The following is a 22,573-nucleotide window of genomic DNA, read 5'->3' as shown; positions in this document are numbered from 1 at the left end:
CGCAACGCGTCGAAAGCCGTATTATTGACGGATAACGCCCCTTTTTGGTAAATTAAAGGTAATCTTTCTTTTCGGAAATGTTGCTTCGTGATCGAAAGATGACTTTTAGAACCACCCGATTTAATGAAAGTTCTAAAAGTCAGGTTTGGAGCACCGAGAAGGTTGAATGAAGCTAGGGACTGAGTAGCAGAGCGTAGCTGGAAGCTACGTGAGCAACGGAAGGCCCGGGTGAATTCAAGATTCGATGTCGAGTAAACTTCGATGAGTTAGCTTCGTGATCGAAAGATGACTTTTAGAACAACCTCTAAAGAGGAGAGATATTGATGTCGGTGAAGGTTCTTAACTAGTAATCTCATAGAGACGGTTACACAGGGTACAGAACGTGCCGCTTGAGCTATAAGCGTGCATGTATTTTCCCGTACGCTTGTTTCGGTCTATGAAGTAGTTAAGAACACACACGAAAGCATCTTGCAGCTCATCCGAGTAGCTGCCGTTATCTGTATAACGATGAAGCCGTGCTGTTTTCAGCACGGCTTTTTTGATTATTTAGATCGGCAGCGAGCGGGAGGAGTATAGGCAAAGGATGGCATACGTGCGTCCTTTGCCTTTTTTATTTCCGAAAAGAAGGAAGATTAACCCCATTTGAAGGAGGCTTTCCCTTGGAAAGATTTTCACTAAGCACATTGGAATATGAAAGCATCAAACAGGAATTGCTGAGATATGCAGTATCTTATGCTGGTCGAAAACGCATCGAAGAGCTCGCACCGATGATGGAGAAGCGGGCCGTCGAGCGGGCGATGGCGGAAACGGCGGAGGCGCTTGCCCTGTATGAAAAAGGAGCCAGTGTCCCGCTGCCTTCGCTGGAAGGGATCGAGCAGGTCGTCTCTTTGCTGGGCACAGGCTATCTGTTCACAGAGCAGGATTTGACGGCGGTGCAGATGTTCCTGCACAGCTGCGGGCAGCTTAAGAAATATATGGCCGCCAAAGGCGAGCTGGCCTGGAGAATCGGCGTCTATGCGGCGGATTTGCAGGACTTGCCTGCTCTGCAGCAGGAGATTCTCCGCTGCATCCGGCACGGAGTGATTATGGATGACGCCAGCCGGGAGCTGGAGAAGGTACGCAAAAAAATCAGCATCGTCAAAGAGCGGATCCAGAAGCGGATTCAGGCCGTCATGGCTCGGCATGCTTCGATTTTGCAGGAGAACATCGTCAGCGTGCGCGGCGGCAGATATGTGATTCCGGTGAAAAAAGACTACTACAAGCAAGTTAACGGCCGGATGCTGGACCAATCGACCAGCGGGCAGACCGCGTTCATCGAACCGCAGGAGGTTGCTGCCTTGCAAGGCGAGCTGGAGCTGCTTCAAGGCGAAGAGGCGCGGGAGGAAGCGAAAATCCTCGGATACCTTGCCGGATTGGTCGAACGGGAAGCGGCTGATCTGATCCGGAATATCGAGATTACAGGGTTGTATGACTTTATTTTTGCCAAGGCGAAATACGCGGCGGCGATCGGCGGGATCGAGGTGCAGCTCAGCGAGACCGGAGAGACGGTGATTTGCGGGGCCAAGCATCCGAAGCTGCTGCAATCGATGGTTCCCCTGGATATGGCGATCGGAAGAGAGTACCGGACGCTGATTATCACCGGCCCCAATACCGGCGGGAAGACGGTCGTTCTTAAGACGTTTGGCCTGCTGACGTTGATGGTGCAGTCGGGGCTGCTGGTACCGGTATCACCGGGCAGCCGCTTTGCGGTGTACCAGGGCATTCGCGCTGTCATCGGGGACGGTCAGAACCTGGAACAGTCGCTCAGCACGTTCTCCGCTCAGATTGGCGCACTGGTGCAAATTCTGAAGGAGGCGGGGCCTGCAACCCTGGTGCTGGTCGATGAGCTGGCGGCGGGGACCGATCCCGGCGAAGGGATCGCCTTGTCGATCGCGATTCTGGAAGAGTTCGCCCGGAAAGGGTCAACGGTTATGGTCACGACCCATTTCAACGAACTCAAGACGTTCGCCTCCCGGGCGGAAGGATTTGAGAACGCGCGGATGGAATTCGACGCCGAGACGTTGCGTCCGCTGTACCGGCTGACCATCGGGCAATCCGGCCGCAGTTATGCGATCGAAATTGCCCGCAAGCTCGGGATGTCCGGCGGGATCATCGAACGCTCGCAGCATATCGTCAGCCGCCAGCAATCCCCCGATGGCTCTGGCAGCGGCGGTCTGCGCTGGGATGAGATCGTTCCGGCGAAGCCGGCAGCAGAAGCGAGAGATGGGCGAGGCAAGGCGTCTTCTGTGCCCTGGAGCTCGCGAGAAACGGGACAGCGGGAGAAGGAGGCGGGAGTGACGGCACAACCGGAAGCCTTGCGAGCAGGCTTGAACGGTCAAAGAAAGGAGGACGGAGGGGGCGCAGGTCAACCTGCTGACGCCGGGGCGTTAACCGGAGAAGCAGCCCTTTCGCTTCCCCGTAAGTTTGAGGTGGGTGACGCCGTTCTCGTCACCTCCATCGGGAAGATTGGCATCGTCGTGGAACCGCCGGATTTTCGCGGTATGGCGTTAGTTCAGGTCCAGAAGCAGAAAATCAAGGTGAACCATAAACGCTTAAAGCCATATCTCAAGAGCGAGTCTCTGTATCCGGAGGATTACGACTTGGACATCGTCTTCGATTCGAAGGAAAACCGGAAAAAGCGCAAGCTGATGAGCAAACGGCACGTGGAAGGATTAATGATCATTAAGAAACCGGGGGAGGATGGACTTTGAACGGGAATTAGCCGGCGTCGGCGTCGGGTATAGGTGAAAAAGCGCGAGCTTAGATGGCCGTTTCGTTTGGCCCTAGGCTCGCGCTTTCGTTTACTTGTGGCGGGGAAAAAACTGCAAAAGTGCAGGCTTTTTCTGCTCATTCCCGGAAATTTGGCGTTTTGAGCGAGAAAAACTGCACTTTTGCAGGAATCGTAACCTGGCGCAGTCAGTGTAAGCTTCGGTTATCCGTCTTTAAGCGGGAACTGGCAGCTGTTGAACCAGCGTCGCCACGAATTGCTCAAGGAACGCTTGGTCTTCCGCGTCAAACCGACCTTTCCGCGGACTATCGATGTCCAGAACGCCGATCAGCTGGTCCTCCTTCACGATGGGCACGACGATCTCGCTGTTGGATGCTGCATCACAGGCAATGTGGCCTGGGAAAGCGTGGACATCCTCCACCCGCAGCGTTTCGCGGCGTTCTGCACTGGTGCCGCAGACTCCTTTGCCAAGCGGGATCCGAATGCAGGCCGGTAGGCCCTGAAACGGTCCGAGCACGAGCTCGTTGCCGTCGTATAAGTAAAAGCCCACCCAGTTGATATCGTCCAGGTAATGGTTCAACAGGGCAGCCGCATTAGCTAAATTGGCTACCTGGTTCGTTTCTCCGCTGATGAGCGCTTGAAGCTGCGACAAGACAGCTTGCTGCTGCTCTTTGCGGGTACCGCTATATTCATTGGCATGAAACATGCATCATTCCCTCCTTAAAACTGACGGCGTGATCAGGTTGCCGGCAGCGATAGGTCTATTATAAAGGAGTTTTTTGTCGAGTGATAGCACCCAGATGGAAAGGGAACGTTAAAATCTTACAAAGTCCGACACTGAGTGCTATTTTTTATCAAATTTGCAAAATATGTTTTTTGGCATCATGCGATAAAATAGGGACAAGATTAATGAAAAGGTGATTTTTATGGTACCTCAATCTCTCCGAAGCGCAAGCTGTACCAATAATAAAATCAGCAACGACTTGAAGGCAACCATCGAGCATCTGCGTATGGAGTTGATGAATGCCGCTACCCAAGATGACTTCAGCAGCGGCACCATTCTGGAATTAAGCCAGCGTCTGGATCAGTATATCGTGATGGCCCAAAGTCAAATGCTTGGCAAATAAGCGGTCGCCTCAGGCATTTCTGCGCCAAGAGCCTTCTCGATGAAGGCATGGACCACCTCGGTATACCGCTTCGGATTGATGCCGTATGCATTGGCATGAACCGCGCCTTCCACGAGCAGCAGTTCTTTAGGTTCAGGCTTCACTTGATACATCTCCCGGCTCATATAAGTGGGAACGTAGTTGTCCTCCGTCCCGTGGATAAACAACACCGGCAGCGTGCTGTTCTCAACGGCTTTAATCGGGCTGACCTGATGCAGACGGAAGCCGGCTTTGCGATGCAGCAACTTATCGACCAGCGGCAAGAGCGGTTTGGCTGGAAGCTTGTTCAGCTTGCTGATCTGATGTCGAATGAGCTCTGTCAAATCCGAGTAAGGGCAGTCCGCGATCACAAATCTCACGTTTGGATGGGCGATGGTAAGATACTCCAGCACCGTTCCACCCCCCAACGATTGGCCATGCAGGCCGATCACACTCTTTTCCCCGTAATTCTCCAAAATCCAGTTGACCCAGGCTTGGACATCGTATTTTTCCTGATATCCATAGGTCGTGTAATCCCCCTCGCTGCCGCCATGTCGACGTTGATCGACCAGCAGAATGTTAAACCCTGCCTTCCGGAACACGTCAATGTATTGCGTGGAAGCGAGCAAGGAAACCGTATAGCCGTGGACGATGATCATCCAGCGTTGGCTTCCCGGAAACAGTTCCAGAACATACCCGTTAAGCTTCAGCCCATCTCGGGATCGGACTTGAACTTGTCGTTTCGGCAGCCGTTCGAATTGGTCGCGCGTAAATACCCCGGTTCGTTCCAAATACTCGTAGATGCTCTCGTTCGTCTGCAGTCGCATCTGGGTGATTTGGCGCACCGCAAAACGCGGCAGACCAGTTACGAATGCCAAAACAATCAGCATGAAAAACAAAATAACGATCGTAAATACCATGTTGCTGGTTCCTCCTTGCGAGCCTATCCATGAAGCTCTCTTACGCTTTTATAGTATCACCGAAAAGTTGGAAGGAAAATCGCCGTAGGGAAAATTTCTCCTGTCCCTTTGACGTGCCCATTCCGATATGATTAGCTAGTTAAAGATGCTGCGATCCATGACCACAAGTGGAAAGGGAGGAAGGCGAACGTGTACAAATGCGGCGGAGACATACCTGTGCTGGAAAGCGAACGGCTGCGGCTGCGGCGGATGGAGCGAAGCGATGCCGAGGTGATGTTTCGGTATTGGAGCGATCCGGAAGTCACTAAGTATATGAATGTTCCACCGTTTGCTTCGGTGGAGGATGCTTGGGAAATGATTAACCTGCTGAACGGTTTATCCGAGAGCGAGGATGCGCTCCGTTTCGGTATTGAGCTGAAGGAAGAACAGAAGCTGATCGGCAGCTGCGGTTATAATGTTTGGGAGCTGGCCGGGGCTTATCGCGGGGAAATCGGCTATGACCTGGGCCGCGAATATTGGGGGCACGGGTATATGTCGGAGGCGCTGCGAATGTTGCTTGCGTACGGCTACGAGACGATGGGACTGAACCGGATTGAAGCGCTGGTCGATCCGCGCAACGACGCTTCCCGTAAATTGCTGAAAGGATTTGGGTTTGTGGAAGAGGGGTTGCTTCGGGAATATCAGAAGACGGAGAAAGGTTTTGTGGATTTGTTGATGTATTCTTTGTTGAAGAAAGAGTATTACTCGGGAGGAGCAACTTAAGCGATGAGGAAGTCTGAGCAGAAATATAGCGGCGGCCTGCTGCACCGCTTGGATCCGCTAAGCAAGCTGGTCGCGTTAGCTTGTATTGCTACGCTTGCCATGCATTGGGACGAGCTGGAGCGGCAGGTGATCTTGTTGCTGGCATTGGCAGCGGGGGCCAAGCTGGGGGCCGGAATCGGCTGGGGGCGGTTATTGCGGCGTATCGCCTGGATTTTGGGCTTTGGCCTGCCGTTATTTGTGGTTACTGCGCTGGCGGTGCAGCTTCAAGAGGGAGGTGCCGGAGGCGGAGGAATCCTGCCGATTTCAGGCCGTGCGCTGGAGGACGCTGCCGCCGTGACGTTACGGCTGGTGAATTTATTTTTGTCCTCGCTGGCGTATATTGAATCCACGAATCCCAAGGATTTTGTTGTGATGATGTCGACTCGTTTAAAGCTGCCTTACCGGTTCGTATTTGGCGTATCGCTGGCAATGACGTTCTTGCCGTTGCTTGCGGAGGAAGGAAGACAGGCGGCCGCCGCCCGTAAACTTCGGTTGGGTCGCAAACCGCGGGGGATTGCCGAACGGCTAGCGCAGTGGCGGGGCCAGTTGGTCACGGTGTTCACCGGGGCGATCCGCCGTGTGGAACAAACCGCAGGAGCGATGGATGTGAAGGGATTTGGTGCGTATCGGGAGCGTACGTTTTTGCGGGATGTACCGCTGAAGGCGGCGGGGGTATGGACGATGCTGGCAAGCTTGGTGCTGACGGCGGGCCTGTGGATGCTGTAACAGAGTTTGACTCGTTGAAGGGTGGTTTTTACAGGCATGCAGGCCCTGAGGGTAAGGGCAGTTCCGACTTTAATTTGAAAAAAGGACTTGACGCGAGCTAATTGTTAACCTAGATTATTAATTGTGGTTAACAATTATCGCGCTGAATAGGGGAATTGCCTGGGGGCGCGCAAATATGTATGAAATTTCGAATACAATTCGCCCGAAAGTTGTGAAACAGGCGAAATGTATATGATTTTTCGAATACATTGGGCTGTAATGGGGGGATACGCCTGTAATGTATTCGATTTTTCATATAGAATTTGGGGAATTGCCTGGGGAGTGTGCAAATATGTATGAAATTTCGAATACAATTCGCCCCAAAGGTAGTAAAACGCAGAAATGTAGTGTGATTTTTCGAATGGATGAGAGGATGGTTCAAGTGAAAGAGAGAAGTTCCGGCAAAGTGCTTCAGCGCTTTACGACGCTTGATATTGTACTTATGGCGATGCTGGCCGCGGCGAATGCGGTCATGACGGTGTTTCTGTCGCCGGTGAACCAAGCGCTGAATGGGCTGGGGGGACCGATCCTCACCTCAACGATTACCGGTTTGTATATGATTTATGGCTTGCTGGCGTATTATATTATCCGCAAACCGGGGACAGCTCTGATCACTTATGGGATCGGTGCGGTTGTCCAAGCGTTTATGGGAACGGCCTATGGCATTTTATCTTGTTTTGTGGCCGCGGCTTGTTATTTGGTGATTGTGGAAGCCGCTTTTGCCCTTGTTCGTTATAAAAATTGGAGCTTGCCAATGCTGCTCATTACCGGCGGGGCGATGGTGCCGTTGTGGTTCTTTTTTGCGGCGCAAATGTATGGTTACACGAAGTGGGGCATAGATGTCCTGCTGATCGCCCTCGTCGTTCGGGTACTCAGCGGCATGATTCTATGCGGGCTGTTGGTCAAGCTGCTCGGCGATGCGCTGGCGAGCAGCGGGCTGCTGCGCCGCTTCGCGGTCGGCGGCCGGGCGGAGGCGTAACATGCCGCAACCGGCATTGGAGCTGGCGAACGTCAGCTATGCTTTTGAGCCAGGCGGCGCCCCGGCGCTGCGCGACGTGACGCTCACCGTGGAACGCGGGGAGTGGGTGGCCGTTGTCGGCGCGAGCGGCAGCGGCAAATCGGCCCTGGCGCAGCTGATCAGCGGTTATCTCCCCCGTGCCGGGGGAGGAAGCCGGTCGGGCCGAGTGCGCGTGGACGGCGTCGATCCCGCAGAAGCGGCGATCGGCGAGGTGGCTCGGCGCGTCGGGGTCGTGTTCCAGGACCCCGACGCGCAGCTCGTGCAGGGCCGGGTCGAAGACGAAGTTGCCTTCGGCCCGGAGAACCTGCGCGTGCCCGCCGCTGATCTGGAACGGCGGGTCGCGGACGCGCTGGCGGCGGTGGCGTTGACGCCGCGCCGCTTGGAGGCCGTGCACGCGCTGTCCGGCGGCGGCCGACAGCGCACGGCGATCGCGGCGGTGCTGGCGCTGGAGCCGCCGCTGCTCGTGCTCGACGAGGCGGCGGCCAGCCTCGACGCCGCCTCGCGCCGGCGGCTGCTGGCGTTGCTGCGCCGCCTGCACGGCGAAGGCCGGACCATCGTCACGATGTCCGGCCGGATGGACGAGCTCGCGCTGGCTGCGCCGCGGCTCGTCGTGTTGGACGCCGGAACCGTCGCATTGGACGGTCCGGCGGAGCGCATCCGCCGCGGCGCGAGCGCGCGGCTGGAAGCGCTGGGCCTGCTGCCGGCCGGCAAGGCGTCGGCGGCGGCAGCAGGCCCGGGCCCAAGCGGCGGCGGCCCGGAGGGGCCTGCCGCCGCAAGCGAGGGCGGGGCCCCGCAGGGCAGCCCCGCCTCGGGTGCGCGGCGCGCTGCCGCGGCCCTTGCCGAGTCGCCGGCGGAGCCTGCCTCACCGCCGGCTCCAGCTTCGGCTCCCGCGACTGCCGCGCCGCGCCGCACGCCCCTGCTCGAGGTGCGCGGGCTCAGCTACGCCTTCGCCCGCGAGGCCGAGCCGGTGCTGCGAGATATCCGCCTCACGCTGTACCCCGGTGAATGGCGGCTGCTGTGCGGGGACAACGGCTCCGGCAAAACGACGTTGTCCCGCCTGCTGATGGGCCTTCTGCGCCCGCCCAAAGGGACGGTGTTCTGGCAGGGCCAGGATACCGCTCGCCGGACGCTATACGATCTGGCGTCCGAGATCGGTTATGTGTTCCAGCAGCCGGAACAGCAATTTGTCGCTTCGACGGTGCTGGACGAGCTGCTGTACAGCCCGCGCGCCGAACTGGGACTGCGGCCGCGGGACCCGGTCCCGGAGGAAGTGCGGCAGCGCGCGGAACGGATGCTGGAGGCGATCGGCTTAAGCGGCAAAATGAACGAATCGCCCTATTACTTAAGCGGCGGGGAGAAGCGGCTCCTAAGTGCCGCCTCGGTCATGATCTGCCCCAAGAAGCTGTATATCCTTGATGAGCCTACGGCGGGCATCGATTACATCGGCGTCCGCTTGTTGACGGTGTTATGCCGTGAGGCGCTGGATCAAGGGGCCGCGCTGATCATGATCACCCATGAGCCGGAGTTGTTTGAAGGCCAGCCCATCCAGCGTTGGCGAATCGCGGAAGGGCAGATTCACTAAACGAATTAATATACTTCCATTGCGGATGACAAACCAGAAGAAGAAGGTTCTGGTTTGGTCATCCGCTTTCTTTTTTCAGAGGGTTCAACTATAATGAGAGTTTATGGAATCCTTGCCCGGTATGGAAAGAAAGGAAGTTTTATTTCATCATGAAACCAATGCAATTGAAACGGAATTATATTTTGACGGGCTTGCTGCTGTCTACGTTTTTAGCGGCGATCGAAGGCACCGTCATCGGTCCGGCCGGACCGCGGATCGTGGGGGATCTGGGCGGCGCGCGGCTGCTGAGCTGGGTGTTTACCGCCTATTTGCTGACCATGTCCGTCACAACGCCAATCTTTGGCAAAATCAGTGACTTGTACGGCCGCAAGCTGGTGTTTGTGATCAGTTCCCTGCTGTTCTTGGCGGGTTCGGTCCTGTCCGGTACGGCTCACAGCATGGGTCAGCTGATCGGGTTCCGCGCCCTGCAGGGCATCGGAGCCGGCGGCCTGCTGCCGGTGACATTTACGATTATCGGCGACATTTATTCAATTGAGGAACGCTCCAAAATTCAGGGATGGATCAGCTCGGTGTGGGGCATCTCTTCTTTGATTGGACCGTTGCTGGGCGGATATGTCGTGGATTCGTTGAATTGGCGCTGGGCATTCTATTTTAATGTACCGTTTGGCCTATTGTCGCTCTATTTCATCATCGTCTATTTACATGAACAGATCGAGAAACGGAAGGTGAAGGTGGACTATCTGGGGGCCGTCACCTTTACGATTGGGGTCTCCGCTTTGCTGATTGGGCTGGCGACGGGCGGGCAGCAGTTGGCTTGGGCCTCGCCTTGGCTGATCGGGATGTTTGCCGTGGCCGCCGGTTTCCTGGTGCTCTTCTTCATCGTCGAGCAACGGGCCGAGGAGCCGCTGGTGCCGCTGAAGCTGTTCCGAATCCGGGATATCGCCTTCTCCAATATCACCAGTTTGTTGGCGAGTGCCCTGCTCATCGGATTAACCTCGTACTTGCCGCTCTGGATTCAAGGGGTGAAAGGGCAAAATGCGACGACCTCCGGGCTGGTACTCGCCCCAATGTCCATCGGCTGGATGTTGGGCTCCGTGCTGGGCGGCCGTTGGATCATCACCCGCGGCTGCCGTCAAACTTCGCTGATCGGGATGGTGATTATCGCCCTCGGGGCGGTAGGATTAGCTACGATCCATGACAGCACGCCAATTTGGCCGCTGTTGATTTATAATGCGCTGTATGGGGTCGGATTTGGCTTTTCGTTTACCGTATTTACGATTATCTCCCAATCCTCCGTGGGCTATAGCTTGCGCGGGGCTTCGACAGCGCTGAACTCCTTCGTCAAATCGATAGGGCAGACGATCGGAGTCACTGCCTTTGGGACTTTGATAAATCTGCAGATTGTCGCCCGGACGAAGAACGGCACGGCATCAGGGATTCCAATCTCCCAGGATGATATCGACCAGCTGCTGTCCCCGGAAAAAGTTCATTTGCTCTCTCCCGATCTGTGGACTGAACTGAAGGAAGTGCTGGCGCAAAGCCTGGATACGCTGTTTATCGTCATGGCTGTGCTTGCGATCGTGGGCATCTTATTCGCTTTCGGGCTGCGCAACCAAGCACCGGAGCAAGAGGAGGACGTTGAGGCGGGGGAACCCTCCATCGATCTCGATAGAGCTTAAATTTATGTGATTGCTGCGGGCGGTCTCTGAAATGGGGACGGCCCGTTTGGCTTTCCAGCGACCTTTGAGTGGACCTCGTTTGGCTGTATCTTTTACATGAAACGGTATAAAAAAGCCTGCCTCTCCGCACCTTAAGAGGAAAGGGGAGGTGTAACTATGAACAAGGTCATGAATGTGGACCAACACACGCTCGTCAACGCTTGGCAGAAGCAGCTGCCGGAATATTTGAACCCGGGAGACTCCGTGCAGGTGCAAGCTGATGAGGCGGACCCCCAGGGGCTGCGGATTCATATTAATGCGGCGGGACATCAGCTTTATTCCTTCGATTTTCAATGCTCTTATATGGACCCGCGCGAGGTTCGTGTCGAGCTGGTAGATGTGGAGCGGGATGGGCAGACGATTGCCGAGAACAGCGAGGAAATTCAGGAGTTAACCGGAGACTATGTCCGTCATATTCATGAATGCGCGCAAGCCTTAGCGCCGCTGACGAACCCTTAACAACGAGAAAGCGAGGACTTAGGCTTATGTCACGAAGCAAATCGGGAATCGATAAAAATTTGACGAATGTCGTAGAGGATCTGGACCAAACGCCGGTCAACGCCCATCATGCCCAACAGATGCAACAAAAGGTGAATGACCGACGGCACACCAATATGGAAAACCGCGATCACAACAAGGATATGGACCCGACCCATTAAGGGTTGGAGCAACCATAAAAAATCACCTTATCGGGCCCATAGCTCCTAAGAATAAGGTGATTTCATCACTGTATTTTTATGTAAGGAAATTCTCAGGGATATGCCGAAGCAGGCTGTGTCCAGGTTCATCATGCCGATGAGCCATGGATACAGCCTATTTGTTATCTTACTTCCGCAGCAACGGGGCAAGCTTCTCAGCTTCACGGCCCATTTTCTTCAGCAATTCAATCATGACCTTCTTCTCCTCATCGGTCAGCCCGCTCAGCGCGTGGTCAATCCGCTCCGCATACTCCGGATACAGTTGGTCCATCAGCTCTTTGCCCTTAGGCGTCAGATTAGCATAAATTACGCGCCGATCGCGTGGGCAAGGCGTGCGGTGCAGCAAGCCGGCTGCTTCCAGCTTATCGATGACATACGTTACGTTTCCGCTTTGCAGCAGCAGCTTCGCGCCAATTTGTTGAATCGGTTGAGAGCCTTTGTAATACAGGACCTCCAGAACGGCAAAGGCCGTCGGATTAAATCCTTGGATTTTGCTCCCCATAACTGCATGTTCGTTGACACTCTTAAATGATTTGGCAAAAACCCGGTACAAATGCAGTGACAAATCCGTTCCGCGTTGTTCGGTGGTCATCATGTGCATCCCGCCCTTATTTTATATTTGTGAATCTTTGAACTTGATCGAGTACTTGTAATCTTAAACCACCTGAGATTTAAAAAAAATATAATTTATCACAATTTGCGTCTTTTTGTATGGAAATAAATGTAACTCGCTCTGCCTTCAGACCGCAAAAATTTCATTCTGCGGCGCAGGGACGGAATCGGCCCCGAGACGGATGGAAACCCCTTTCCGATTCATTAAGATAACTTCATAAAATCAAAGCGGAGTAGGGGATGACGAAGATGCGAAGATTCGGGAAAGGTTTAGCCGGCCGGGAGGGCTCCGGTATTTTGCAAAACCGTGCATATTTGGCGCTGTTATCGGCGCAGTTGGTATCCAATATCGGCGACTGGTTGTATTTGCTCGCCTTGCTGACGATGGTTGGCTTGAAATGGCATGCCACGCCTTGGGAAATCACAATGGTCTCGCTTTGTATGGTGCTGCCGGTCTTGTTGGGCGGCCCGTTGGCGGGGATGCTGGCAGATCGTTTTGAACGCAAAAAGTTGATGGTTATCTCCGACCTCGTTCGGTTTGGAGTACTGCTCGGCTTTGTGTTCGTCACCGCGATTTGGCAAGTGTACGTCCTGTTAATCGCCAAGGGATTTTTGGACGTCATCTTCTCCCCGGCGAAGAACGGAAAAATTAAGGAGATCGTGCCGCATGAGCAACTGGAGCAGGCGGTTTCCTACAGTGCAATTATTGAGCAAGGCACTAAAATCATTGGCCCGGCTTTGGGCGGAATGCTGACGGCGGCATTTAGCGTAACCGTATGTTTTGTGGTAGACGCAGGAACTTTTCTTATTTCGGCGCTCTTGCTTACCAAGGTGCCTGGAAAATTGCGGAGCGCGGCGTCGACACCGGCGGAAGGGGAAGCCGGGCAAGCGACAGCGTCCCGGAAACTGAAGCGGGGATTTTGGACCGAAATGGCGGCTGGCATCAAAATTATCGGCGGCATTCCGTTGCTTGCCGTTGCCACGTTGACTTTGTGCGCGTGTTTGCTTGTTCTGCAAATCGCTGATTCGCAAGCTGTGGTCTTGTTCCGGGAGATCCCCGGGGTGCCCGACGATTTGCTGGGGTGGTGCATCACGTTTAGCGGGGTTGGGACCTTAACTGCAGCGTGGCTCACGAGGCATCTTAAACTTACGCCGCTGTATAAAATGGGGATCGGCGGAGCCATGCTGGGGTTGGTGTTCGCGGCAGCGGGCTTTATCGTAAGCCAGGTCACGTTTACCGAAGGAGTGATGGCGTTGATGCTGGCACTGTTCGCCTTCGCCGGGTTAGGCGCGGGGATGACGTTTATCCCGTTTCAGGTCACGTTGCAGCAGCGGACCCCGGAAGCGGTGACCGGACGCGTATTCGGTACGGTATCGAGCTTGACCTCGACCGCAACGCTGATTGGACCGCTGTTTGGCGGCTCACTGGTGACCGCCTTTGGGCCGGAGCCCGCCTTCATTTTATCGGGCAGCCTCATGGCCGTTATGGGCTTCCTGCTCTTGTCGATTGCTCCGGCCATTATGAAGCGGGATCGTGCCGCAGCTGTACCAGCGGTTTCGGGGGCGGAGGCTGTAGAGGCTGTGGAGGCGTAACGGAAGCAGCTTGATTTTCCTGGTTTCCGGTGCGACATGTACAAAAAGCCATCATGTCTTATAATGAAAGAAATGACTGGAGATTCGAGGAGATTCTTATTGGAACAAACACAAGCATGGTTGGAAGTGAATATTCATGAGGCGGGGTATGAGTCCGGAAAGGCCGCCATCAAGCAAATTTCACTCGAAGTGAAGCCCGGTGTTCTTACCGGGCTTATTGGGCCTAACGGAGCGGGGAAGAGCACCACGCTGAAGGCGATCCTTGGCCTGCTGCCGTTTGCAGACGCAGAGGTGACCTTTCATGGCGGGGCGAACCATTATGCTTATATTCCGGAGCAGCCGGTATTTTACGATACGCTGACGTTATGGGAGCATTTAGGGCTGGCTGCTGCCGTATATGGAATGGACGAGTCCACGTTTGAGCGGGAAGCTGCAGCGTTGCTGGAGAAGTTCCGCATGACTGACGCGCGCGACTTGTTGCCGGGAGGTTTCTCCAAAGGCATGCGGCAGAAAATGATGCTGATGATCGGGTTTCTTGGCCGTCCGGATGTATATATTGTGGACGAGCCGTTTATTGGGTTGGATCCGCGGGCGACCAAAGATTTTCTTGGCTTGCTGGAAGAAGAGCGCCGCCGCGGTGCCGGCGTGTTGATGTCCACGCACGTGTTGGATACAGCGGAACGGATTTGTGATGATTTTATTCTTGTTGCCGACGGACAGGTCAAAGCGGGCGGCTCGCTGGACGATATCCGTGCGGCTGCGGGGATGCCGGGGGCTTCCTTGTTTGATTGCTTCGATGCTTTAACTGTCAATGATTGATGAGAGCGGTGTCAATAAAAAAGAGGGAGCCCGGAAAACAGAGAGAGGGGGGCGCGGGTTGAGCAGCAAAACATCGATGACAACAATGACGCCTGCGGCATCCGCAGCATCAATGGTATCCATGACGGTGAGGCGCTTGTTCCTTCGGCGCTGGTGTGACCGGTTGCGGGAGAAGCTGGGCGTCTTGAAGTTTACGTTTGATTTGACGATCCTGTTATATCTTGGCATTCCCGGGTTGCTGTTAGGCGGTCGAGCGTATTACGGATTATGGCGGGAGGAGCTGCCGGCTTGGCTGGCCGGGCTGCCATACCCGATGATTCCGGTCCTGCTGCTGCTAGTTCTGTATAGCAGCGGCGGGATATCCTTCTATATCGAAGCGGCAGATGTTCTATTCTTGCGTCAGCGGCCCCATTGGATCAAGAGATTAATGCTTAGCGGACTGGTCGCATCAGCCGTGGTTCAAGCCGTGGTGCTGGCCCTTGCCATCGCTGTGCTAAGTCCACTGCTGGTTCGCGTTTATGGGATGAGTTGGGCAATGATTGGCGGCGTCTATGTCGTCGCGTGGGCCGCAAAAATCGTGCAGATGCTCATCCAGCAGTTACTTGGCGTATTAACCGCAGGCTGGCGTCTGCTGGTGCTGCGTTCGCTGGCCTATTCGGCTCTGGCGGCGGGCTTTGGGGCTTGGGCCGCTTGGGCCGCAACGTCGGCGGAAGCCGGGCGGCCAGCCGGGCTGGCGATTGGCATCGCCTTGCCGGTGCTGGCGCTGCTTGCCGGCGCGCTCGGCTGGTACCGCTTCCGCCTGCGGGGCCGATTTGATGCCGAGGTGCGCGAGGAGGAGCGGCAGCGTACGAGGCTGACCGCACTGCTCCTCGCTCCGGCGGTTGAGCGGCCCAAACCTCCGCGGCCCGGAGGCTCCAAGCCTTGGTTATTCCGCCGCCTGCGCCGACTAACGCGCTCACGCCAGCCGGAGGCTCGCATCGCCGAGGCGCTGGTCAAGGCGTTCTTTCGCGGCAGCGAGTGGAAGCTGTACGCCCAAATGACGTTGGCTGGATTAGCCGCCATCGTCTTGCCGCCATATCCCGCAGTGAATCTGATTGTGTATGCGGCATTGCTTGTGCTATTGGTCTACTGGCTGAATGGCCACCGGAAATCCTTCTTTGAGCGCGAGCTGATGTCGATTCTCCCGCTGGAGGAGTCGTTGGAATACCGCAGCGGGGCACCGGCCATGCAGCTGCTGTTGCTGCCCGCGGTCATCGTTTGGACAGCGGCGCTGGGCGCCAAGTTGTATCCCCCGGGGTTGGGCTTGCTGGCAGGAGCAATCCTTGGCGTGCTGCTCGCCCGATGGCTTGGCAGTTTTTCGCGTGGAATGGGCTTATCCTCCAGACGATGGAAATCGTAGGCGAGGGCGGCCCTCTATGAAATCATAAGATATAACGTAAAGCGCTTTACTAGATTATCGTAAAAACAGCTCGGGATCGTAAATCTGATACCGGGTTGTTTTATTTTTTGTTGTCCATGCTCGTCCCAATAACCACCGTTTCGACTTGATACCTCAGACATTCCCGATATATCGCAACCTTTGTCGAGATCGACCCAAGCCTAAAAAAATGATTGCGCTTACTTCAAATTTATAGTAAAAAGTTAATTAAGCGCTTTACTAAAATTCATTGCATCATTCGGTTAAAAATGAAAGCGTTGTATTTTTAAGCGATTAAAGAAAAGTGGGAGGGCAAAATGCGGACGATCCGGCTTACAATGGCACAAGCGTTGTTAAGGTTTCTGGACAATCAATACGTATCCGTCGACGGCGTTGAGACGAAGTTCGTAGCTGGAGTCATGGGTATCTTCGGCCATGGCAATGTAACGGGCATCGGCGAGGCGCTGGAGCGAAGCCCAGGCAAGCTAGTTTATGTGCAAGGCAAGAACGAGCAAGGTATGGCTCATGCAGCGATCGCGTTTGCGAAGCAATCGCGGCGCCGGAGCATCTACGCGTGTACGACCTCGATCGGTCCTGGCGCGTTGAACATGGTGACCGCAGCTGGGACGGCAACGGTCAACCGTATCCCGCTGCTGCTGTTGCCCGGCGACAATTTCGCCTCACGGCAGCCTGACCCGGTGTTGCAGCAACTGGAAGCCGGCTACGACTATACGATCGCAGCCACAGATTGCTTCAAACCGGTAAGCAAATATTGGGACCGCATCGTTCGTCCGGAGCAGCTGATGACCGCGGCGCTGAACGCGATGCGCGTGCTGACGGACCCGGCGGAGACGGGGACGGTGACGCTTGCGCTTCCGCAGGATGTGCAGGCGGAGGCTTATGATTATCCGGAGGCGTTTTTTAACAAGCGGGTGTATGTCATTGAACGGCATCGTCCATCTGAGGAGACCCTCCGCCGGGCAGCGGAAGCCATCTCCGCCAAGCGTCGTCCCATCATCGTTGCTGGCGGCGGTGTGCGTTATTCCGGGGCAGAGGCCGAGCTGGCAGCATTCGCTGAGCGCTTTGGCATTCCGGTGGCGGAGACGCAGGCGGGTAAAGGCGCCTTGCCTTGGAACCATCCGCTGAACGTCGGCGGCGTTGGGGTCACCGGCGGCCTTGCGGCAAACCGGCTCGCGCATCAGGCTGATCTTGTTATCGGCGTCGGCACGCGGTATTCCGACTTTACGACCGCATCCAAATCGGCGTACCGGGAAGACGCGCTGTTTGTGAATGTGAACGTCAGCCGCCTGGACGGCGTCAAGCTGGATGGTATCCCGCTTGCGGGAGATGCGAAGGCAACGTTGCCGGCGCTGGCGGACATGTTGGCGGCAGCGGGGTATGCGTCGGGTTACGGTGAGACAGAGATCAAAACGCTCAAGGCCGAGTGGGATCGGGAGGTCGACCGGTTGTATGGGCTGGAACGCGAAGATGGGCTGGCGCAGACACGCGCGCTTGGGGTGATCAACGAAGTGATCGGCAACGACGCGATTATCGTATGCGCATCGGGCAGTCTGCCTGGTGACCTGCAGCGGTTGTGGCGGACGTCCCGGCCGGATACCTACCATATGGAATACGGCTTCTCCTGTATGGGTTATGAAGTGAACGGAGCCTTTGGGGTGTCGCTGGCAGCACCGCAGCAGGAGGTTTACGCCCTGGTAGGGGACGGCGGCTATTTAATGCTTCATTCCGAGCTGATCACCAGCCTGCAGGAAGGCCGGAAAATGACGGTGCTGCTGTTTAATAACCACGGCTTCCAATGCATTCATAACCTGCAGCGCGAGCACGGAAGCGATGGCTTCGGCAATGAATTCCGTTATCGGGAGGCTGGCACAGGCCGCTATACGGGCGATGTGCTTCCGATTGACTTCGCTGCACACGCCCGCAGTCTTGGCGCGGCTTCGTACAAAGCTTCGAACGCGGAGGAACTGCGCGAGGCGCTTCGCTTGGCCCAGGCAGAGACGCGGACGACGCTGATCGAGATCGCGGTGCTGCCTGGCACCAATACGGAGGGCTATGAGTCCTGGTGGAACGTAGGCGTCCCTGCGGTCTCAACCGGCGAACGGGTTGTGAAGGCCCACGAAGCCATGAACGAGCGGATTCGGCAGGCAAGAGCTTATTAATTGAAACCGGCAACGGGGAGGGATGAGGATGGGTGGTTTTTCTTTTCGCTTAGGGGCGCATCCCATTAATTGGGTGGGGGAAGACGTCAAGGAGCATGGAGCGGACACCACGTACGAACAAATCCTGAATGATATCCAAGCGCTGGGTCTGACGGGAACAGAGATGGGGAGAAAATATCCAACCGAGATCGGCCTGTTGAAGCAGGAGTTGTCCAAACGCGGCATCCAGCTGGTCTCGCAATGGAAGTCGGTGCTCTTCTCCGACCCGGTTTATCGGGAGCAGGAACTGGAGGCATACCGGAAGCATGCCAAGTTTCTGAAAGAGATGGGAGCCGAGGTAATAAGCACGTGCGAAGTTGGCGGTTCCCTGCACTTTGATCCACGCCGCACACCCAACGAACGACAGGTAATTCCTTTGGATGATGCGGGGTGGAGCAGTTTGGTTGAGGGGCTGAATGCCGCTGGCCAGATCGCCCGCGAGTACGGGCTGAAGCTGACCTACCATCACCATGGCGGCACGGTTATCGAAGGGCCTGAAGAGATCGACAAGCTGATGGAACTGACCGATCCGGAATTGGTATGGCTGCTGTTTGATACCGGGCACGCGCTGTATGGCGGGGCGGACCCGCTGACTTTGCTTCGCAAACAATATGATCGCATCGCTTACGTGCATTTGAAAGACGTGCGCGACGACAGATTGCGCAAGCTGAAGGAAGCCGGTTCCGACTTCATCACCTGTATTCGGGAAGGCGTATTTACGGTTCCGGGCGACGGTTGCATCGATTTTGGGCCGATCATTGCTGAACTGGTCAGCCGCGGTTACGACGGTTGGGCCATGCTTGAGGGCGAGCAGGATCCTGCAGAGCATCCGCCGCGCGAATATGCAGCGAAGGCACTTGCCTATCTGCACTCGCTCATTCCGACTGAAGGAGGGAAGCCTTCATGACAACGTTGGTTTCGCTGTTCCCGGAGAACCGGAGGTTTGACCTTACGGCGCTTGGACGGCTATGTATTGACCTGAATGCGAACGAAATTAACCGTCCGATGGAGGAGACGGTGACATTCACCAAGTATGTTGGAGGTTCGCCCGCGAATATCGCCATCGGCATGAGCCGGCTTGGCCGACGTGTCGCCTTCATCGGTAAATTGGCTGATGATCAGATGGGGCGATTTATTCGAACGTACCTGCGGGAGAACGGTATCGACGACAGCGGCGTCTCGACGGATGACACCGGCGCTGTCACCGGGCTGGCTTTTACGGAAATCAAGAGCCCTACAGATTGCAGCATCCTGATGTATCGGGATAATGTGGCCGATCTGAAGCTGGGGCCGCTGGAGGTGAGCGAGCCGCTGATCGCGGACAGCAAAGCACTGTTGATCTCGGGAACAGCACTGGCCGCCAGTCCGTCCCGGGAGGCGGTATTCGTCGCTCTGGAATATGCACGGGCTTACGGGACGCCGGTCGCTTTTGATATCGACTATCGGCCTTATACCTGGAAATCGCCGGAGGAGACGGCGGTATACTGCCACCTTGTCGCCGAGAAGAGCGACATTATCCTTGGGACGCGTGAGGAATTCGATAGCATGGAGCGATTCGAGCAGAATGCCGACCGTAGTGACCGCTACACCGCTGCCAAGTGGTTCGAGCGCGGGGCGAAGCTCGTCGTCATCAAGCATGGCAAGGAAGGGTCGATCGCCTATACCCAAGATGGCCTGGAGCATCGCGCTCCGTCGTACCCGGCGAAGGTCATCAAGACGTTTGGGGCCGGCGATGCCTATGCTTCCGGCTTCCTCCACGGACTGATGTCTGGCTGGGACGTTGCTCGGAGCATGGCTTTTGGCGGGGCGGCAGCAAGTATTGTTATCTCGAGTCACAGCTGTTCGGACGCGATGCCCACTGCCGAAGCGGTGGAGGACTATATTCAGCGCTGCGAGCGCGGGGAAATTACAGCCGGTTAACTTGCGAGGCAAGCGGGCTGGCCTATAGAAACGGGGAGAACATGTGCTATGAACTCAACGACGCTAAACAACTGGATCGGCGGACAATGGGTGAAGTCCGCATCTGAAGTAACGGAGGATGTCTACAACCCAGCAACTGGCGAAGTATTGGCGAAGGTGCCGTTGTCTACGCAGGCAGAGGTGGATCAGGCGGTTTCCGCTGCAGCCGAAGCGTTTGCGACGTGGAGCCGGACGCCGGTTCCGCGCCGCGCACGGGTGTTGTTTAAGTACCAACAGCTGCTTGTTGAGCATTGGGAGGAATTAGCCCGCCTGATTACGCAGGAGAATGGCAAGAGCTTTAACGAGGCGCATGGTGAGGTGTTGCGCGGGATCGAATGCGTTGAGTTCGCCGCAGGCGCACCTTCGCTGATGATGGGGAAGCAGCTGCCGGATATTGCCTCGAACCTGGAATCCGGTATGTATCGGTATCCCCTTGGAGTTGTCGGCGGCATCACGCCGTTTAATTTTCCGATGATGGTGCCTTGCTGGATGTTTCCGCTCGCCATTGCATGCGGCAATACGTTTGTACTCAAGCCGTCCGAACGGACACCGCTGCTGGCGAACCGGCTGGCGGAACTGTTCCATGAGGCCGGCCTGCCGGCGGGTGTGCTGAACGTCGTCCACGGTGCGCACGATGTCGTAAACGGTTTGCTGCAGCATCCCGGCGTCAAGGCGATCTCGTTTGTGGGCTCACAGCCGGTGGCGGAATATGTCTACAAGACCGGTGCAGCTCACGGCAAACGCGTTCAGGCCTTGGCCGGAGCCAAAAACTACACGATCGTCATGCCGGACGCGGATTTGGACCTGGCCGTCAAGGAGATCATCAGCGCGGCGTTTGGCTCTGCGGGCGAGCGCTGCATGGCGTGTGCCGTTGTCGTTGCCGTTGGCGATGTCGCGGACGAACTTGTCGCCAGACTGTCTGCTGCAGCGGATCGGATCAAGATCGGCAACGGCCTTGACGAAGGTGTGCTCCTTGGTCCGGTCATTCGGCAGTCCCACAAGGAACGGACGATTGGCTACATCGAAAGCGGCATTACCGAAGGAGCTGTGCTCGTCCGGGATGGCCGTGAAGATGCGGCGGCGAGCGGCGAAGGCTTTTTCCTCGGACCCACGATCTTTGATCAGGTGAATGGCGAGATGGCGATTGGCCGAGATGAGATTTTTGCGCCGGTCTTGTCGGTCATGCGGGCGAAGACATTGGAGGAAGCGATCGAACTCGCCAACCGCTCGGAGTTCGCGAACGGTGCTTGTCTGTTCACAAGCAGCGGCGCCAACGTGCGGACCTTCCGCGAGACCATTGACGCCGGGATGCTGGGTATTAATTTGGGCGTGCCTGCCCCGATGGCGTTCTTCCCGTTCTCCGGTTACAAGAAGTCGTTCTACGGCGACTTGCATGCGAACGGCACAGACGGGGTCGAATTTTATACGCGCAAAAAAATGGTGACCGCTCGCTGGTTGTAACCAAGCTGAAGCTAAGTGGGAGGAACGACATGGATAAATTAAGAATCGGCGTCATCGGCGCCGGGAGAATCGGCAAAATTCACGCGGACAATCTCAAACGACTGCCGCAGGCAGAGGTCATTGCGATCAGCGACTTGTATGCGGACGCCGAATTGGAGAAATGGGCAAGGGAGAGAGAGATTCCGCTCGTCACAACAAGCAGCGACGCCATTATTCATCATCCCGACATCGACGCGGTATTCATCTGCTCGTCCACCGACAGCCATGTTCCACTCATCAAGAGCGCTGCGAGAAACGGTAAACATATTTTTTGTGAAAAGCCAATCAGCATGGATATCCGTCAGACGGAGGAGGCGCTGGAGGAAGTGCGCCGTGCCGGCGTGAAGCTGCAGGTCGGCTTCAACCGCCGCTTCGATCACAATTTTCGCCGCGTCCGCGAGCATGTCGAGTCAGGGGCCATCGGTGACGTACATCTCATTAAAATTACGTCCCGAGATCCGAGCCCACCTCCGGAAGCCTACATCGCAGTGTCCGGCGGCATTTTCATGGACATGATGATCCATGACTTCGACATGGCGCGCTATTTGTCCGGCAGCGAGGTGGTGGAGGTGTCCGCGCACGGCGGGGTGTTAATTGATCCCGCATTTGCGAAATACGACGATGTTGATACGGCGATCGTGACGTTGCGCTTCGCCAATGGGGCGCTGGGCGTGATCGACTGCAGCCGTCAAGCGGCGTACGGTTACGATCAACGTGCAGAAGCGTTTGGATCGCTGGGTGCGGCATTTGCTGACAACGACTACGCCAATACGGTGGTGTTGAGCACATCGTCAGGCGTGCAGAGCGATAAGCCGTTGTACTTCTTCCTCGAGCGGTACAACGAGGCGTACATTTTGGAGACGCAGCAATTTATTGACTGCGTGTTAAGCGGCACACCGGTTCCAGTTGACGGTGAGGACGGGTTGCAGGCGGAACGGATCGCTCGGGCGGCGAAGCTGTCGCTTCAGGAGCGCCGGATCGTCAAGCTGTCGGAGCTGGATCTTGCTGGATCGGTCCATGCTGAACGCGAAGGGAGATGA

General features: G+C 56.1%; 20 protein-coding genes. 17 read left to right on the top strand and 3 right to left on the bottom strand.

The window, feature by feature from the left end; all coding sequences use genetic code 11:
* The first annotated feature begins 659 nt into the window (after positions 1 to 659).
* Positions 660 to 2,750: an endonuclease MutS2 gene (locus tag M891_RS0105085; RefSeq protein WP_028538061.1), complete on the top strand. Its 2,091-nt coding sequence runs from the start codon at positions 660 to 662 to the stop codon at positions 2,748 to 2,750.
* Between the two features lie 231 nt (positions 2,751 to 2,981).
* Here M891_RS0105085 and M891_RS0105080 read toward each other — a convergent pair whose 3' ends face one another.
* Positions 2,982 to 3,473 (bottom strand): GAF domain-containing protein, encoded by a 492-nt coding sequence (locus M891_RS0105080; RefSeq protein ID WP_028538060.1) that lies wholly within the window; start codon positions 3,471 to 3,473, stop codon positions 2,982 to 2,984.
* Between the two features lie 220 nt (positions 3,474 to 3,693).
* Here M891_RS0105080 and M891_RS0105075 point away from each other — a divergent pair, with 220 nt between their 5' ends.
* Positions 3,694 to 3,894: an aspartyl-phosphate phosphatase Spo0E family protein gene (locus tag M891_RS0105075; RefSeq protein WP_028538059.1), complete on the top strand. Its 201-nt coding sequence runs from the start codon at positions 3,694 to 3,696 to the stop codon at positions 3,892 to 3,894.
* Here the strand turns inward: M891_RS0105075 and M891_RS23345 are convergent.
* Complete coding sequence (locus tag M891_RS23345) at positions 3,876 to 4,832, bottom strand: alpha/beta hydrolase (RefSeq protein ID WP_051416839.1); 957 nt, start codon at positions 4,830 to 4,832, stop codon at positions 3,876 to 3,878. The genes M891_RS0105075 and M891_RS23345 overlap by 19 nt on opposite strands.
* 249 nt (positions 4,833 to 5,081) lie before the next feature.
* On the opposite strand from M891_RS23345, the gene M891_RS0105065 reads away from it, so the two are divergent.
* From M891_RS0105065 to M891_RS25510, 7 genes are all read left to right on the top strand, one after another.
* Positions 5,082 to 5,594 carry a GNAT family N-acetyltransferase gene (locus M891_RS0105065; protein WP_232228292.1) on the top strand — a complete coding sequence of 171 codons (513 nt, stop codon included), beginning with the start codon at positions 5,082 to 5,084 and terminating at the stop codon, positions 5,592 to 5,594.
* Positions 5,595 to 5,597: 3 nt separating this feature from the next.
* Positions 5,598 to 6,359, top strand: a complete 762-nt coding sequence (locus M891_RS0105060; RefSeq protein WP_028538057.1) for an energy-coupling factor transporter transmembrane component T family protein — start codon at positions 5,598 to 5,600, stop codon at positions 6,357 to 6,359.
* 412 nt (positions 6,360 to 6,771) lie between these two features.
* On the top strand, positions 6,772 to 7,377 hold the full coding sequence (locus tag M891_RS0105055) for an ECF transporter S component (protein WP_051416847.1): 606 nt from the start codon (positions 6,772 to 6,774) through the stop codon (positions 7,375 to 7,377).
* A gap of 1 nt (position 7,378) precedes the next feature.
* Entirely contained in the window at positions 7,379 to 8,998 is a 1,620-nt protein-coding gene (locus M891_RS23340) for an ABC transporter ATP-binding protein (RefSeq protein WP_051416838.1), read from the top strand.
* Between the two features lie 149 nt (positions 8,999 to 9,147).
* Positions 9,148 to 10,677, top strand: a complete 1,530-nt coding sequence (locus tag M891_RS0105045; RefSeq protein ID WP_036699427.1) for an MDR family MFS transporter — start codon at positions 9,148 to 9,150, stop codon at positions 10,675 to 10,677.
* 156 nt (positions 10,678 to 10,833) lie between these two features.
* Positions 10,834 to 11,175, top strand: a complete 342-nt coding sequence (locus M891_RS0105040; protein WP_016313582.1) for a hypothetical protein — start codon at positions 10,834 to 10,836, stop codon at positions 11,173 to 11,175.
* A 26-nt stretch (positions 11,176 to 11,201) separates the two neighbouring features.
* Positions 11,202 to 11,375, top strand: coding sequence for a hypothetical protein (locus tag M891_RS25510; protein ID WP_016313581.1), 174 nt, complete (start codon positions 11,202 to 11,204; stop codon positions 11,373 to 11,375).
* 166 nt (positions 11,376 to 11,541) lie between these two features.
* On the opposite strand, the gene M891_RS0105030 is transcribed toward M891_RS25510, so the two are convergent.
* Complete coding sequence (locus tag M891_RS0105030) at positions 11,542 to 12,009, bottom strand: MarR family winged helix-turn-helix transcriptional regulator (protein ID WP_028538054.1); 468 nt, start codon at positions 12,007 to 12,009, stop codon at positions 11,542 to 11,544.
* Positions 12,010 to 12,275: 266 nt separating this feature from the next.
* Here M891_RS0105030 and M891_RS0105025 point away from each other — a divergent pair, with 266 nt between their 5' ends.
* From M891_RS0105025 to iolG, 8 genes are all read left to right on the top strand, one after another.
* Positions 12,276 to 13,619, top strand: coding sequence for an MFS transporter (locus M891_RS0105025; RefSeq protein ID WP_232228289.1), 1,344 nt, complete (start codon positions 12,276 to 12,278; stop codon positions 13,617 to 13,619).
* A 99-nt stretch (positions 13,620 to 13,718) separates the two neighbouring features.
* The gene (locus M891_RS0105020) at positions 13,719 to 14,438 is read left to right on the top strand and encodes an ABC transporter ATP-binding protein (RefSeq protein ID WP_016313578.1); all 720 of its coding nucleotides are present in this window, start codon (positions 13,719 to 13,721) and stop codon (positions 14,436 to 14,438) included.
* Positions 14,439 to 14,496: 58 nt separating this feature from the next.
* Complete coding sequence (locus tag M891_RS0105015; protein ID WP_028538053.1) at positions 14,497 to 15,837, top strand: ABC transporter permease; 1,341 nt, start codon at positions 14,497 to 14,499, stop codon at positions 15,835 to 15,837.
* A gap of 335 nt (positions 15,838 to 16,172) precedes the next feature.
* A complete protein-coding gene (gene iolD, locus M891_RS0105010) occupies positions 16,173 to 18,035 on the top strand; it encodes a 3D-(3,5/4)-trihydroxycyclohexane-1,2-dione acylhydrolase (decyclizing) (RefSeq protein ID WP_028538052.1) in 1,863 nt (620 codons plus the stop codon).
* A 28-nt stretch (positions 18,036 to 18,063) separates the two neighbouring features.
* Positions 18,064 to 18,981 carry a myo-inosose-2 dehydratase gene (gene iolE / locus M891_RS0105005; protein WP_028538051.1) on the top strand — a complete coding sequence of 306 codons (918 nt, stop codon included), beginning with the start codon at positions 18,064 to 18,066 and terminating at the stop codon, positions 18,979 to 18,981.
* Complete coding sequence (gene iolC, locus M891_RS0105000; protein ID WP_028538050.1) at positions 18,978 to 19,994, top strand: 5-dehydro-2-deoxygluconokinase; 1,017 nt, start codon at positions 18,978 to 18,980, stop codon at positions 19,992 to 19,994. The genes iolE and iolC overlap by 4 nt, the downstream gene beginning before the upstream one ends.
* A 48-nt stretch (positions 19,995 to 20,042) precedes the next feature.
* Entirely contained in the window at positions 20,043 to 21,494 is a 1,452-nt protein-coding gene (locus M891_RS0104995) for a CoA-acylating methylmalonate-semialdehyde dehydrogenase (protein WP_028538049.1), read from the top strand.
* Between the two features lie 29 nt (positions 21,495 to 21,523).
* A complete protein-coding gene (gene iolG / locus M891_RS0104990; protein WP_028538048.1) occupies positions 21,524 to 22,573 on the top strand; it encodes an inositol 2-dehydrogenase in 1,050 nt (349 codons plus the stop codon).

This window comes from Paenibacillus sp. J14 (genome assembly GCF_000518465.1).
Classification (GTDB): Bacteria; Bacillota; Bacilli; order Paenibacillales; family Paenibacillaceae; genus Fontibacillus; species Fontibacillus barengoltzii.
This window is presented reverse-complemented; position numbering and strand designations above follow the sequence as displayed.